Source organism: Dyadobacter jejuensis (genome assembly GCF_003149085.1).
GTDB classification, from domain to species: domain Bacteria; phylum Bacteroidota; class Bacteroidia; order Cytophagales; family Spirosomataceae; genus Dyadobacter; species Dyadobacter jejuensis.
In genome coordinates, this window is sequence record NZ_QGDT01000002.1 from 217109 (window position 1) to 231931 (window position 14823).

Here is a 14823-nt window from a genome sequence, read left to right on the forward strand (position 1 = left end):
TTTAGCGTATTTTTATATTGAATACATCCAATCCCTGACAACTCATAATTTATCATTTTGCTATTTCGAAAAAACACATCATTTGATGAGAAGGATTTCGACTCAATCGTCGCTGCTTGCATGGCTAACAACCACCATGCACAGCGACACCTATATAAACAATATTTCAGTTATGCAAAGAGCATTTGTTTACGGTACACCAATACGGCAGAAGAGTCGGAAGAGGTGATGAACGAGGGTTTTTTTAAAGTTTTTAAAAATTTAGAAAAGTATGACTCCACCTATCCTTTCAAAGCCTGGCTGCGCACCATTATGGTCAACACGGCTATTAGTTATTACCGAAAGCACAAAAAACATACAGAAGAAGTCATTTCCTTAGAGGATGCTCCTTATCCTCATTTTGATGATGACGTGATAGGTCAAATTACGGCTGAGGAGATTTTGCAGCTCATACAAGGGATTAAGCCCGTCTATAAGAACGTTTTCCTGATGTATGTGGTGGATGGATATAACCACCGGGAGATTGCCGAGATATTAGAAATAAATGAAGCTACAGTACGCTCTCATTATGTGAGGGCGCGGGCGCGGCTACAACATTTGATCAAACAAAATTACCCCAACCTTTTTCCGACTGGTTGGCCCATAAAGACATTTAAAGGCAATGAAAACTGATAAATTTGAAAAAAATATACGACGCAAGCTAGAGAGCCTTTCGCCTGAGTTTCAAGAGAAAGACTGGACCTCTATGCAGAACTATCTTCAAGCGCAATCCCCCCCCACCTTTTGGCAACAGTATCGGGGTTGGGCAGGGTATGCAGCGGCGGCATCGGTGGTGTTGCTCTCCGGTATACTTTATGCTTTCCAGTTGCAAAAAAATCTTGAACTCACCCAAGAAGTGCAGTCCTTAGAAAAGCAAGTAAAGGCCATACAGCAGTCGCCGCCGGTCCGAATCGTGGACACGGTGTATATCGTAAGGCAAGAGCCCTACTTGTCACCACAGCCAAGGGCACTGCCCCCCTATGAATCCGCAGGCCCCTTGCCAAAAGACCCAATTAGGATAGCAAAGGTGGAGCAAGATAGTGCTACCGAACCCGCTATTTCCCTTTCTGAAACAGGCATTACGAAGATTCCTGAAACCACCATGACGCCCCCACTAAAAACGGAGGAATACACTAGCCAAAGTAATACGGCAAGTCCAGAAGCTACCTCGGCGAATTCTACGGATTATCTGGCGGCAGTTAAGGAAATAGAGTCGGTAGGGCAACGTGCTATAGTGGACCCTGCCAACCGAACTTTTCGGATGGAGTACGCTCTTCGGAGTAAGCTGACACCCAACCGGGTAAAAATGGCCCTGGCTCCTTCCCGACAGGAATCTACAGCCCCTGCACCCTCCGATAAGTCCATTAGGCTCGCCAAGACAAGCCAACCGGAGCAGGCTCTGTCTGGCAAGCAAGTAGAGAAAACTGAAAATACCATCCCAAAATTACCTATAAAACAACCCTATCGGTTTGGTGCTGGATTCGGTTTTGAAGGGAGTAGCCAAGTGACCTCCGCAGTAGCCGAAGTCCAAATCACGAAGCAATTCTCCATTTCGACAGGGGTGTCCTGGCTAAAATCGAAACCCTTGAATTTTATTAATGAAAAGGTTTTTAAGGAAAAGAACAAAATGGATTTCAAAAAAGAACATCCCAACAAGATTCCTTATACCTTCGAGTTGTTCAATATTAGAATGAGACCCAATGTCGTTCAAATCCCGCTTACGGTGGCATTCAGGAAAAATATAGCTAAAGACTTGCATTACTATATCAATTCGGGGGTACAATTTACGGTATCGGGACGGGATAAATTTGAATTCGATATGTTGGCACCAGGCCCCAACTACTCCAATGAGTACTATCGTAACGGATTTTCTAATAACAAGAAGCTTCCTTTGGTCAACAACATGAATGTGGGAGTTGGTATGGAAAAAAGCTGGCACCCATTCATTATACAAGTTGAGGGATATGTATTTCACTATTTCACCCCCTTGTCCCCCTTAAATAGCAATACAGGCCCTGGTATAAAACTGAAGTTGCTCTACCAAATTGGCAAAGATGCCTAAGCCAATAAGTATTTAGACCAGGAATTAGTTTTGGGATTTACTTATCAAAAAAGCTATTTTTGGTTTTTTAAATCCTTTAAATAGTAAAAATTGAAATACGCAGCAATCGATATTGGGTCTAATGGAGCCCGCATGCAGATCTCCTCGATACTAAACGATGAGGGTCGCGTACGCTTCAAGAAGGTAGAGTATGTACGGTTTCCTTTACGCCTAGGCCATGACGTTTTCACAAAAGGTGAAATCTCTGCGGTAAGTGAAGACCGGATGATCAAACTCATGCTGGCCTATCAACTTTTAATGGAACTTCATGAAGTCGATGATTATATGGCTTGTTCCACTTCTGCCATGCGGGAAGCAATAAACGGACATGAGGTACGCGATAATATACTTCAAAGAACTGGCATTCATATCCAGATTATTGATGGCAAAAAGGAAGCTGACTTGGTCAATAATGTGGTCGTAAAATCACTAGGTGAAGGACAGTTCTTGCATATAGACGTAGGTGGAGGTAGTACCGAACTGAATGTATATCGCGATCACCAGCAAATCACCTCCAAATCCTTTAAATTGGGCTCCGTAAGGCTGCTCGAAGGTAAAGAATCGAAGGGATCGTGGCAAAAAATAGAAGAATGGATTCGTGCCAATGTGGACTATAGCCAACCCATTCAGGCAGTGGGTACTGGGGGAAATATTAACAAGCTTTTCGACCTCTCATCCAAACTCACTGAAAGCTCTACCAGCTTGTCGGAAATAATCCGGATGAAAGAATATATTTCTCAATTCACTTTGGTAGAGCGAATCAACAAGCTCCAACTCAATCCTGACCGAGCCGATGTGATAGTTCCTGCCGGAGACATATATACTTCGGCCATGAAATGGGCCGGAGCCGAAATCATCCATGTGCCCGACGTTGGCCTTAAAGATGGTATGCTTCAGATGTTATATGACAGAGCCATAGCAAAAAAGAACAAAGTAAAATAACTCAGCTAAAGTGCCAAGATCTTCTGCCTCCTTGCGAGGATTGTACTCGTAATGGGCTGAAGATACTTGATGCTCTTTACGCCGTGTGGATCTTCACGGGTTTATGCTGTTCGTCGAGAGCCACAAAGGTAAACAGTCCTGAGACGGCCTTCTCCCTGCCCTCTTCATACATTTGCTCAATATAAATATCGACTCTTACCTTAATACTGGTGTTGCCCACCACCTCAACTCGCCCTACGAGCTCGATAATGCTACCCGCAGGGATAGGTTGTGTAAAATCGATACGATCGGACGATACCGTCACACAGCGAAGGCGGGTAAAACGCGTTGCCGCCATAAAGGCTACTTCGTCCATCATCGACAAGGCTTTGCCGCCAAAAAGGGTGTCATAATGATTGGTATCATTGGGGAATACTGTTTTAAAAACACTTACCTGACAGCGATCAATTTTTTGTTCTAAGGAGCTCATAAAGCGTAAAAATCTACCGCAAAGAAAATTTCTCTCCTGTAGATTCTATAAAATAGGTTAATAATATAATTAGGAGGCCATTGCCCCCGATTTTGATGGCAAGTTAGGGTCAGAAATCCTGTTTTGCAATGCAATAGCCTGTAAGGTCGTTTTAAAAATCCAGCCCACAGCCAATTACCTGAGCCGCCCCCAAGGCCCTATTCATCGTGATAGCATCACTCAAGGATACAGTGTATCGCTATTTTCAGACCGATAGGTTAGCAGGTTCGTCAATAAAAAGGTTGATTTAGCGATGGGGTCTCCACTTAGCCCTGCCGATTTCGGTCTGCTCGGAATATTTACGTTAAAAAAACATTCGTTTTACCAAGGTCAACCCTAACTTTACGGAATAGAATAAAATTCTCAATTTCTTATATATTCAATTATAAATTCAGATGGAATACCGTATAGAAAAAGACACCATGGGCGAAGTGCAAGTACCTGCCAACGTATATTGGGGAGCCCAGACCCAGCGTTCGATTCAGAACTTTCCTATCGCCGCCGATATTAATAAAATGCCTAAGGAGATCATCAAGGCGTTTGCTTATCTAAAAAAGGCTGCCGCCATCACCAACCAAGAGGCCGGAGTGCTACCAGTAGAAAAGAGTGAATTGATAGGCAAAGTCTGTGACGAAATCCTTACCGACAAGCTCAACGACCAGTTTCCTTTGGTGGTGTGGCAAACTGGCTCCGGCACCCAGTCGAACATGAACTGCAATGAGGTGATCGCCTACCGAGGACATGTATTACAAGGCGGGGCGTTAACCGACAAAACGAAAGTATTGCACCCCAACGACGACGTCAACAAGTCCCAATCGTCCAACGACACCTTCCCTACGGCCATGCATATAGCGGCCTACAAAATACTAATAGACACCACCATTCCTGGCATCACCAAGCTCCGGGATACGCTCAAAGCCAAGGCGGAGTCCTTCCGCAATGTGGTCAAGATAGGTCGTACCCACTTTATGGATGCGACACCTTTGACATTGGGACAGGAGTTTTCGGGATATGTGTCCCAGCTAGACCATGGACTTAAGGCCATATACAACAGTTTGGCACACCTTTCTGAACTAGCGTTGGGTGGAACGGCCGTAGGAACGGGCATTAACACCCCTGAAGGCTACTCCGAAAACGTGGCTCGACATATCGCCGACCTTACAGGCCTACCTTTCGTTACGGCCGAAAACAAATTTGAAGCCCTAGCCGCCCACGACGCCATCGTAGAAGCCCATGGCGCACTCAAAACGGTAGCCGTTAGCTTGATGAAAATCGGAAATGATATCCGCATGTTGTCCTCAGGCCCCCGGTCGGGTATTGGTGAGATTTACATCCCCGACAATGAACCCGGAAGTTCCATAATGCCCGGAAAAGTAAACCCAACCCAATGCGAGGCCATGACTATGGTAGCGGCTCAGGTAATGGGTAATGACGTCGCCATTAGCATCGGAGGTTCCAATGGCCACTTCGAACTCAACGTGTTTAAGCCTATGATGGCCTACAATTTCCTTCATTCGGCTCGGCTTATCGGCGACGTATGTGTGGCCTTCAACGACAAATGTGCCGTGGGAATAGAGCCTCTTCACGAAAACATTAAGAAGCACGTGAATAACTCCTTGATGCTAGTGACGGCGCTAAACACCAAAATAGGATATTATAAAGCCGCTGAAATTGCACAAACGGCACATAAAAACGGTTCGACATTAAAAGAAACGGCCGTAGCACTAGGCTATTTGACACCCGACGAATTTGACGAATGGGTACGTCCAGAAAATATGGTAGGGAAAAACGACTTTTAAACCCCTTCCTACTTCTCCCACGGCGCTGTGCAGGACATAGGGCCGTGGGAATATCCAAGCACCAACAGGTTGATTCCAGATTTAATCCTGAACACAAGATGAATATAGGGAAAGCACTGCTGGCACCACCGTTACAATCCAAGCCCGTTGCCATGCAAGTGGCCCAGTATGCAGCCCAAGGGCCTGAGCACTTTCAAGAATTGATGGATTGCTTTCTTTCTGCCGATCCTCTATTGGCCCAGCGAGCGGCTTGGAGTGTGGGTTTTGTGACCGACCTCAACCCCTCCCTCATCACCCCTTTCGTAGGCACACTCGTAGCCCAGCTAAGCCGAACGGATGTACATCAGGCGGTTGTGCGCAATAGTGCACGCATACTGGCGGAACAAGAAATACCGGAAGAATACCATGGGCAACTCTTAAACAGAAGTTTTGAGCTCGTAGCCTCCAACCAGGCGCCCATTGCCGTAAAGGCCTATGCCCTTACCATCCTCCATCATTTGTCGACCAGCTACCCAGATATTGTCCCGGAACTAGAGATGATAATACGTGATCGGATGGAGTTCGAAACGGCTGCATTTCGATCTAGAGGAAAAAGAATTTTGAAATCTATAGCCAAAAGTGGCTCCCGCTAAGGGGTGCTCGGCGACAATGAAAACGGCATGGAGTCAGCCGCTGCCCCCCATTTTTCATTAGGCACTTTTCCCATTTTTAGGACCAGCGTCCCCCCTTCCAACAGTTGTGCGTGGGAAAGGAAAGTTCGGTTATACGCTTTCCCATTCAACTTAGCCGATTGGATGTATATGGCTTCATCAGAAACACCTAACGCTTGTATCGTAAACTTTTTCCCATTGGTCAAGTGGAATTTTGTTTCCTCTAACACCGGACTGCCTAGTACATACTCCCCCGTGCCCGGAGCCACCGGGTATAGTCCTGCCATACTAAAAACTAGCCAAGCGGACATTTGGCCCCCATCTTCATTACCACTTAGCCCCCCTGTAGAGGTATCATATTCTTCACGAAGTGTTTTGTGAACCCACTTCTGGGTTTTCCAGGGCTGCCCGGCATAGGCATACAGATAGGCTATCTGATGGTTGGGTTCATTGCCATGCCAATAATGCCCTTGCTCAAATAAAGTATCCAGTTTATTAATAAATGCTTCGCGGCCACCCATCTGTCGTTGGAGTCCAGCCATATCATGTGGAACGTACCAGGTATACTGTGCCGGCGACCCTTCGGTAATAAAACTGACCCTCTTGGCAAAGGGATCGAAATTACTGCTCCAACGTCCATCGGCATGGCGCCCACGGGCATAGCCTGTCGACGGGTCGATGACGTGTTTGTAATTCAGGGCGCGTTTTCTTAAAACTTCGGCATCCTCTTTCTCCCCTAACCCTTGGGCGAGCACCGACAAGCAGAAGTCGTCGTAAGCATATTCCAAAGTTCGCGACACCTGCTCTCGCTTATGAAAGGCTTGCCATACACTATCCTCCAAGGGCACATAGCCATATTTCAGATAAGAATCCAAAGCCCTACGCCCCATACCCGAAGCATAACTTTTGGCGTCGGTATTGACTTCAAATGCATTCTTTTTAAGGTACTTATAACCACTCTTAACATCGAAATTCCTAATATTTTTAACATAGGCATCCGCCATTACCGACATCACATGGTCCCCTACCATGGCGGCTGTGTACTGATTCCAACAGGGGAAAATGGGCATCCACGTTCCCTGTTCCGCCTTTTTAACTAATGATTGCATCATATCTCCCGCCATTTTAGGCTCTAGTAAGGTCTCTAAAGGCATGGAAGCTCTGTAGGTATCCCACATACTAAAGTCGCAATAATAGTGGAAGCCATTGGCCTTTTCGATAGGCGTACCACCCGCAAAGGAAGGGTAGGTACCGTCTACATCCGAAAAGAGGCGAGGTGACAGCTTGGTACGATACAAAGCACTATAAAACAATTCTTTATCCTTTTCGGTACCCTTTATTTCCATTTTCCCTAAAGCCGAATCCCATGCCTTTTGCGCCTTATTTCTTATCTGAGAAAAACTCATATCGGATAGCTCTGCCTCCATATTCCTACGAGCCGCTTCTAGGCTCGTAAATGAAGTTCCTACCCGTACCGTGACACGCTTGGTGGTCGCCCCAAAGCCTATATAAGCCCCCAACTTTTCCCGTTGCCCTTTGCCCAAAGCCGACTTACTTCCAGGCGCTAGGGCGTCGTTAGTCCAAGTTCCAAACTGGGTAATGGGCTGATCGAACTTCAGGACAAAATATCCACTAAAACCTGCCGGCTCGCCCGATCCTTGGTAAATCCGATGGACCGGGTTATAACCTACCACTTCGCCTTTTTCCTTATTCACCTCCACGAAGCCTTCTCCCTCATCGCTATTAGGCTCAATGACGATAAACGCCTCCTTTTCTCCAGGATAATCGAAAGTCATTATTGCTCCTCTAGCGGTAGCGGTGACAGACGCTTGTATATCGTACCGATCCAGATGCACCGAATAATAATCGGGGCCAGCTTTTTCTGATTGATGGGTATATTTAGAGGCTCTTTCTTCAGGATCGGTTAGCAACTCGCCCGATAAGGGCATCACCGTCAGGGTACCATAGTCCTGAACACAGGACCCATTGAGCCAGTGCGTCCCACGAAACCCTTGAAAAATCAAATCGTTATAATAATAGGGAACAATGCATTTGGTTTCAGTCGCCCGGCTTTGAGGTGTCCATTGGGTCATGCCATTGGGAACTCCCACCGCAGGCATGGTTTGGCCTTTCAATTCGCTACCGGCTTCGCTATGCGACCTGGCACTGGCCGTGTTGGAAGGTGCCGTGCCTATTAGGGTGTTTACATATTGATAAGGCTTCTTCTGCGCATGGGCGTTCAAATGGCCCAAGAGCAAAAACAGATAAAGACAAAGTTGGGGTAAACGTACTTTAGACATTATTAATATCGATATAGTGGGGCCCCTTAAAGTCCATTTAAGAGGCAAGGAAAGCGAATGGTACCTATATAATCGCAAAAATATTCATAACTTATTAAAAATAATGATAAGTTAGCGAGTCATGTCTATAATGACGAGTATTTATTCTAATTCCCCTTTATGAAAATTCATATAATCGATACCGGTTTCTTCAAACTAGACGGTGGCGCTATGTTCGGCGTGGTCCCAAAATCGTTGTGGAACAAGCAAAATCCGGCGGATGAAAAAAATCTTTGTAGCTGGGCTATGCGCTGTTTGCTAATAGAAGATGATTCCCAACTTATACTCGTCGATACGGGCTTGGGCGACAAGCAGGACGAGAAGTTCTTTGGGTATTACGATCTTCACGGCGATGCCACCCTGCTATCATCCATACACAAGGCGGGGTTTAGTCCCGAAGAGATCACCGACGTGGTACTCACTCACCTACACTTCGACCATGTAGGCGGGGCCATCAGCCGATCCACGGGCCAACAAGAACTGGTTCCCACCTTCCCCAATGCCACCTATTGGTCCAACGAAGCTCACTGGAACTGGGCCAACGACCCAAATCCACGTGAGAAAGCATCGTTTTTAAAGGAAAATATTCTACCTATAGAAGCATCCGGACAGCTCAAATTTATTTACCCACATCATACTCCTTTCGCCAACATCGACTTCATTTGTGTAGATGGCCATACCGAACAGATGATGCTACCGGTAATTAACTATAAGGGACAAAAGATCATCTATGCGGCCGATCTGATCCCCTCATCTTACCATATTTCCCTTCCTTGGCTCATGAGCTACGACGTACGCCCCTTGGAGACCATGAAGGAGAAAAAAGACCTGCTGTCCATGGCTTTGAATGACCAGGCTATCCTGATTTTCGAACACGACCCTGTGTACGAAGCGGCTATTTTGGAAGCGACCAACAAAGGCATCCGGATCAAAGAAAGAGGCCCTCTCGATTTGTTTCTTTAAAGAGCATCAAAAATGAAAATAGGGTTGGTATTATCGGGAGGCGGTGCCAGGGGCATCGCGCATATTGGGGCCATTAAAGCGTTGATGGAAGTGGGCGTTCGACCGGCACTCATCAGCGGGACCAGTGCTGGCGCATTCGTCGGGGCATTTATAGCCGCGGGCTATAGTCCTGATGACCTCTTGTCGATATTAGAAAAAACCCGATTGCTCCATTATATCCGGCCTGCATGGGACCTGAAGGGTCTTATCAAAATAGACCGGGTGGAGTCCCTTATGATCCAGTACCTACCCGCCAATCGGTTTGAAAGTCTAGCGATCCCTCTTCAGGTAACTGCGGCAGATCTTACCACCTCGGCGGAATGTTGCTTTTCTGAAGGCCCTTTGATTCCCCCGATTTTAGGCTCTTGCTGCCTGCCGGGATTATTTACGCCTTACCATTTCGGAGCATACCGCCTTCTGGACGGAGCTATCTTCGATAATCTTCCCGTAAGGCCCATCGCCCAGAGTGTCGACTTTTTGATTGGCATCAACAGCAACCCAGTACCTACCGATGCGCCTCCTCGATACCTGCCACAGATCATTTACCGAAGCTTTCGGCTGGCCATGCGAGGCAAGAATCAGCCGAGTATGAACAGCTGCCATATGCTTATCGAACCCGAAGGCCTGAGTAAAACAGCCCCTTTCGACTTTCGCCAGCCACGCAAAAATTTCGAAATAGGGTATCGTTTTACTCAGCAGTATTTAAAACAAAACCAGGATATGCTTCATCATATTAGGGGGTAGCTCCTTCGAGGCGCTTCACCACCCAATTGCCAACTTTGGTTCCTTGATCCACACCCACTTCTATGGCATCCATATAGTGAATCCCCCCGTAGAACCGCGAAATAGCGGCTTCTTGAGAGGCTTGCTTAAAAGACTTGAAATCTCGGGCCTGTAAGCCAAAGCGCTCCTCGACGGTGTCGGAATAGGCAAAGTCCTCGCCCAAGAAATGGGTCAATATAACGGCCTCCGCCGCCGAAACTACCGAATGTCCGCTAAGATATTCTGGAAAAGGAGGGGTTTGTAGAAAGGGGGTCCATTTAGGGTCGATGTACTGACGGATGGCCGTTTCGGGGCGTATTCTGTCGCTGCGGTATTTTTCGTCCCAACAGGCCACAAAGGCATCCATCATCCCCACAGAGGCGGCCATGGTAATCAGCATCGCTTTAGAGAAATCGACCTGGGCCTTCTGACAGGCGATGTCGGTGATCCCTATCCAGTGTGCGCCCGGCGAAATCTTCTTCATCCCTACATTCAAATGACCGTTATTGGCCAAGGCAAATGGGTTACAATCCCAAAAAGCGGCTATCACTTTTTCCTCTTCGGTTAGCTCCTCCTTATAATTTACCAGCATCATTTTAAAAAAATCGGAGTTCTTATCCTCCGAAAATGCGACGGGAGGAATCGGCTTAAACTGAGCCGCCGAATCGAGGGCAAAGGTTCTGATGGTATTGAAGTAAGGCTCTACGGGAGCAAAATAACCCGGAGGAGTGGGATACCAGCTTCCCTTTTCGCCACTAGGCTCATAACGAGGGTAATTACTGATTTGGTTGTATCGGTCCGCCTTGGCATAAGCCAGGATCTGTTTGCTTATCGCCTCAGCGTAGCGAACCGACCCATCCAAGGTGGCCTCACCGAAACCTAAATTTTTGCAGGAATCGAGTAAGGCAGTCGTATATGCTCCCAATTCAGCACCCGATGGTTGCATTTTCTGAGCGGTTTGCAGCATCGCCAGCAAGGCACTGAAGGAAGGAGAATAATCCTGAATATCTGCAGGCCTCTCAATTTCGGGAAAGTCATTCAAAACACCTGCCATACTCTTGTAGGCCGTATCGTTCAAAGCCACCACTTCATATCCTGCCAAAGTGGCGTAGGCAAAGAAACGACCCGCCAAAGGCGGATTGGTAACGTCCTGTACCATCAGGTCAGTCATTCGCGACGTTACTCGGCCAATTTCGGAGGCGGGCAGTTCGTCGGTAGGGGCTTCCGATGGATCACAGGCAAATAATAAGCCCGATAATACCAGGAATAATAAATAGCGAATTTTCATTTTTTATTTAGTTTAAAGGCTCTCACCGCTTTTTGGTTGATGCCAAATAACAATACATCGTCATGGATAGAAACGACGCTCCGTACATCGCCCCTAAGGCCAAAGCCCGATTTCCATTGGGGCACATAGGTATAGCTGGCCTGCCCGTCGCCCTGTAGCAGGACGCCGTAATTAGCATCGTACTTCCCAAAGCGAAGGCGGGCCTTTTGCGTATTTCCACAAAACAATAGGTCTTTGTGGCCATCCTGATTGAAATCCACAGCCGTAATGGTATAAACAGGCGACATCTGTACGGCTACAGGCAGTTCTTTTTCTACAAACTTACCCTTTGGAGTACCCATAAAGAGCGTAGTGGCAAGTCGATTGGCCTCCAGCGTTTTGGCTCCAGAGAGCTCTTCTTTGGTGAAAATATCGGTAATTCCCGCCTCGGCATAGCCTTTGTAGTCCTGGAAGCGGTTGCGCATGATACTCAATTGGTCCAAAAGCTCATCGCGAGTAACATAAGGATAGGTTTTCCCTTGTATATAAAAGCTCATGATAGGATCTACGGATCCATTATCGTCAAAGTCCTTATAGATCAACGAGCAAGGCTCGTCGTCGCTGGCCTTACACTGTGCATTAAGCCCCAGATTCCCAGCCACAAGATCTATGACCCCATCGCCATTGAGGTCGTCGGCCAACAGGGTGTTCCACCATCCGGAATAGGGTTTATCAAAATAGTCCAAAGTGCTATCCTGTATCTTTCCAGCCTTTATTGAAAAGACCTTGATAGGCATCCATTCACCTACTACCACGAGTTCTTCCACCTTATCCCCATTCAGGTCGGTCATGGCGGCATCGGTCACCATTCCAAGGAATTCTAGCTGTGGAGCCAGGGATTTCGTCTGATCGGCAAATTGACCATTGCCCTTATTGACTAACAAATAGCTCCTCGGCGTCTCAGGGTACCTGCCCGGAATGACCCGCCCACCGATAAACAAATCGGGTTTCCCATCGCGATTCACGTCCAATTGACGTACACAACTGGTGCTGGTCAACATTTTAGGTAGAGCATCCAGACTTTTAACTAGATTCCCTTTACCGTCGTTGAGGTAGAGGCGGCTTTGTAATAATGGGTCGTGGGGAAGGAAATTCCCGTAACCTCCACTGCTCACAAACAGATCGACATGGCCGTCGTCGTTGGCATCGAAAAACAAGGCATCGGTATCCTCACTCATTTTATCGGCCTCCAGAGCCGGCATCATTTTAGGCGTAAAACCCTTTTGAGTGCCCAAATAAACTTGGCCAGAAGTCCCAGCGGCCCCGCCAACGTATATATCGTCGATTCCATCCCGATTCAAATCGCCTTTTACCATACAAGGACCGGCAAACGAAATAGGGTTCACCATTAAAGGTTGGCGTTTAAAATCGTTGATCTTGGCAGTAGGATCGGTAAATGTCAATGGACTACTCACTTCCCTATAAATAGCGGCATTTTTATCGGAGGTCCTCAGGGGGCGTTTAGCCATTTTTTCCTGAAGGGTAAGCCTTTGGTTGGCCTTCACTGCTGTCAATGTTTGTTGCTTTCCACTAAGCCATCTTACACTTAGGGAGTCGATTGCCGCCTGTTCCGCTAGCCCAAAATGAAGCACGGGAGAAACGCTGGACTGATAGCCACGGGTGGGCATTTGCTCCAAAAACTGAACTTTTCCGCAATGATAGAGGGTGAGCTGGGCCCCGAGTCCTGCAGTATTACCACCCTCCCCTTCGAGTTTTACACTTAAGAAATGACGATCCTTCTCCAGATTCGACTCGTTTCGATAGACGAATGCAGGAAGGTTAATGTTATTGACCACTAGGTCCAGGTCTCCATCGTTGTCCAAATCGGCATAGGCAGCACCACCACTGTTAGAAACCTGCCCCATCCCCCAATGCTGGGCTTCATTTTCAAAGGTAAGATTCCCCGTATTCTTATACAGATAATTCGCAATATTCGACGAGGGCATCTGATACACCAATTGGAGCACATCCTCTCTTTTTACATTCCCTTCCTTTCTCTGAAGATTATCCCCCATAAATTTCAGAAAATCCATATTGGTATAGTCACGCAGATACCCGTTAGTAACAAACAGGTCTTTCTGCCCATCGTTATCATAATCGGCAAATAGTGGAGCCCAGGACCAATCGGTATTAGAAATCCCTGAAAGCTGGCCTATTTCGGAGAATATAGGCGTTTTCATTTTGTTATTTCCCTCAGGTAGCAATCCGTCGTTGAGCTGAAGCATGTTCCGCATATACTGATGTCGGAAGCCAATTTTTACATTAAAATCGAAGAGCTCATAGTTATCGAGTCCCGAAAGTAATTTTTGCCTTTTATTATCCTCTGGCAACATGTCTAGGGTAAAAATATCTAATAAACCGTCGTTATTAATATCGGCTACCTCGTTGCCCATAGAGGAATGGGAAGTATGTCCCATGGCCGCATCGGTAACGTCGGTAAAGGTTCCGTTTTTGTTGTTGATATATAAAAAGTCGGGAACGGCATAGTCGTTGGAAATGTACATATCCTGCCACCCGTCTTGATTGATATCGGCAATACCGATCCCCAAGCCATAAGTAAGCGAAGAGCTGCTAATACCCGCTTGTTGAGTAACGTCTACAAACTTAGGACTACCATTTACAACTTCTTGACGCAGGAGGCGAATGCCCGCCGTAGGGTCTTGGTTCTTAAGGAAGTCGGCGGTACTGGCCTCATCCAATATAGGCAAAGACTTACGGTTATGATTTAGTAACAGAAGGTCCAAATCCCCATCCCGATCGTAATCGAAGAAAGCGGCTTGGGTGGTCGTAGACGGGCTATCGAGGCCATAGTCGGCCGCCATATCTACGAAAGTGGGAACCCCTTCAGGAGAATTCCCCTGGTTAATAAAGAGCTGATTTTTTAGACTTTCGGGTGCCACAGTACCAGAATAACACACGAAAATATCGAGTTTTCCATCGCCATTGACGTCGGCCATAGACACCCCCGTTTTCCAGGGCCGAGGCCTCCCCTCTGCCCCCGATGCTTGGGTGATATCCTCAAACTTTAAGTCGCCCTTATTCAAGTACAATTTGTTGGCGACCATATTGGCCGTAAAATATATATCGTCGAGCCCGTCGCCATTCAGATCCCCAATGGCTACCCCTCCTCCGTTATAAAAATACTCATACATGAGCACATTGGTGTTAATGCCTTCGGTAAGGGTATTTTCAAAGGTTATATTGGTTTCTTCGGGGCTCAGAAGGTGAAATACCGGGGGGCCACCTGGGCCAGAGGTAGCCTCATCCGACGACTCTTTCTGACAACTATAAAACCAAGGAATGCAAAGGAGGAGGAAAAAACGTAGGTATTGTGTTTTCATATCGAATCCATAA

The 14823-nt window shown here is 46.9% G+C and carries 11 protein-coding genes; 7 read left to right on the plus strand and 4 right to left on the minus strand.

Annotated features, from left to right (window positions below):
- Positions 1–57 precede the first annotated feature (57 nt).
- The 3 genes from CLV98_RS05130 to CLV98_RS05140 all read left to right on the plus strand — a co-directional run bounded on the left by CLV98_RS05130 (position 58) and on the right by CLV98_RS05140 (position 3082).
- Positions 58–672, plus strand: a complete 615-nt coding sequence (locus CLV98_RS05130; RefSeq protein WP_109673241.1) for an RNA polymerase sigma factor — start codon at positions 58–60, stop codon at positions 670–672.
- Positions 662–2101 (plus strand): hypothetical protein, encoded by a 1440-nt coding sequence (locus CLV98_RS05135; protein WP_109673242.1) that lies wholly within the window; start codon positions 662–664, stop codon positions 2099–2101. The genes CLV98_RS05130 and CLV98_RS05135 overlap by 11 nt, the downstream gene beginning before the upstream one ends.
- 90 nt (positions 2102–2191) lie before the next feature.
- Entirely contained in the window at positions 2192–3082 is an 891-nt protein-coding gene (locus CLV98_RS05140) for a Ppx/GppA phosphatase family protein (protein WP_109673243.1), read from the plus strand.
- 76 nt (positions 3083–3158) lie between these two features.
- Here CLV98_RS05140 and CLV98_RS05145 read toward each other — a convergent pair whose 3' ends face one another.
- A complete protein-coding gene (locus tag CLV98_RS05145; protein WP_109673244.1) occupies positions 3159–3551 on the minus strand; it encodes an acyl-CoA thioesterase in 393 nt (130 codons plus the stop codon).
- Positions 3552–3985: 434 nt separating this feature from the next.
- On the opposite strand from CLV98_RS05145, the gene fumC reads away from it, so the two are divergent.
- Together fumC and CLV98_RS05155 are read left to right on the plus strand one after the other, a co-directional pair.
- Entirely contained in the window at positions 3986–5389 is a 1404-nt protein-coding gene (gene fumC / locus CLV98_RS05150) for a class II fumarate hydratase (RefSeq protein WP_109673245.1), read from the plus strand.
- Between the two features lie 98 nt (positions 5390–5487).
- The gene (locus tag CLV98_RS05155; RefSeq protein ID WP_109673246.1) at positions 5488–6021 is read left to right on the plus strand and encodes a HEAT-like fold family protein; all 534 of its coding nucleotides are present in this window, start codon (positions 5488–5490) and stop codon (positions 6019–6021) included.
- Here CLV98_RS05155 and CLV98_RS05160 read toward each other — a convergent pair.
- A complete protein-coding gene (locus CLV98_RS05160) occupies positions 6018–8339 on the minus strand; it encodes a GH92 family glycosyl hydrolase (RefSeq protein WP_109673247.1) in 2322 nt (773 codons plus the stop codon). The two genes, CLV98_RS05155 and CLV98_RS05160, sit on opposite strands and share 4 nt — an antisense overlap.
- Positions 8340–8498: 159 nt before the next feature.
- Between CLV98_RS05160 and CLV98_RS05165 the strand changes: the two genes are divergently transcribed.
- Both CLV98_RS05165 and CLV98_RS05170 read left to right on the plus strand, forming a co-directional pair.
- Positions 8499–9341, plus strand: coding sequence for an MBL fold metallo-hydrolase (locus tag CLV98_RS05165; protein ID WP_109673248.1), 843 nt, complete (start codon positions 8499–8501; stop codon positions 9339–9341).
- 12 nt (positions 9342–9353) lie between these two features.
- A complete protein-coding gene (locus CLV98_RS05170; RefSeq protein ID WP_109673249.1) occupies positions 9354–10124 on the plus strand; it encodes a patatin-like phospholipase family protein in 771 nt (256 codons plus the stop codon).
- Here the strand turns inward: CLV98_RS05170 and CLV98_RS05175 are convergent.
- Both CLV98_RS05175 and CLV98_RS05180 read right to left on the minus strand, forming a co-directional pair.
- On the minus strand, positions 10114–11430 hold the full coding sequence (locus tag CLV98_RS05175) for a vanadium-dependent haloperoxidase (protein ID WP_109673250.1): 1317 nt from the start codon (positions 11428–11430) through the stop codon (positions 10114–10116). The two genes, CLV98_RS05170 and CLV98_RS05175, sit on opposite strands and share 11 nt — an antisense overlap.
- Positions 11427–14810, minus strand: coding sequence for a VCBS repeat-containing protein (locus tag CLV98_RS05180; protein ID WP_109673251.1), 3384 nt, complete (start codon positions 14808–14810; stop codon positions 11427–11429). The genes CLV98_RS05175 and CLV98_RS05180 overlap by 4 nt, the downstream gene beginning before the upstream one ends.
- Positions 14811–14823 lie beyond the last annotated feature (13 nt).

What these genes read in the sequence shown, in the direction of transcription:
- CLV98_RS05135 (WP_109673242.1), top strand. Translation starts at nt 662, where the DNA reads ATGAAAACTGATAAATTTGAAAAAAATATACGACGCAAGCTAGAGAGC.
- CLV98_RS05145 (WP_109673244.1), bottom strand. Translation starts at nt 3,551, where the DNA reads ATGAGCTCCTTAGAACAAAAAATTGATCGCTGTCAGGTAAGTGTTTTT.
- fumC (WP_109673245.1), top strand. Translation starts at nt 3,986, where the DNA reads ATGGAATACCGTATAGAAAAAGACACCATGGGCGAAGTGCAAGTACCT.
- CLV98_RS05155 (WP_109673246.1), top strand. Translation starts at nt 5,488, where the DNA reads ATGAATATAGGGAAAGCACTGCTGGCACCACCGTTACAATCCAAGCCC.
- CLV98_RS05160 (WP_109673247.1), bottom strand. Translation starts at nt 8,339, where the DNA reads ATGTCTAAAGTACGTTTACCCCAACTTTGTCTTTATCTGTTTTTGCTC.
- CLV98_RS05165 (WP_109673248.1), top strand. Translation starts at nt 8,499, where the DNA reads ATGAAAATTCATATAATCGATACCGGTTTCTTCAAACTAGACGGTGGC.
- CLV98_RS05170 (WP_109673249.1), top strand. Translation starts at nt 9,354, where the DNA reads ATGAAAATAGGGTTGGTATTATCGGGAGGCGGTGCCAGGGGCATCGCG.
- CLV98_RS05175 (WP_109673250.1), bottom strand. Translation starts at nt 11,430, where the DNA reads ATGAAAATTCGCTATTTATTATTCCTGGTATTATCGGGCTTATTATTT.
- CLV98_RS05180 (WP_109673251.1), bottom strand. Translation starts at nt 14,810, where the DNA reads ATGAAAACACAATACCTACGTTTTTTCCTCCTCCTTTGCATTCCTTGG.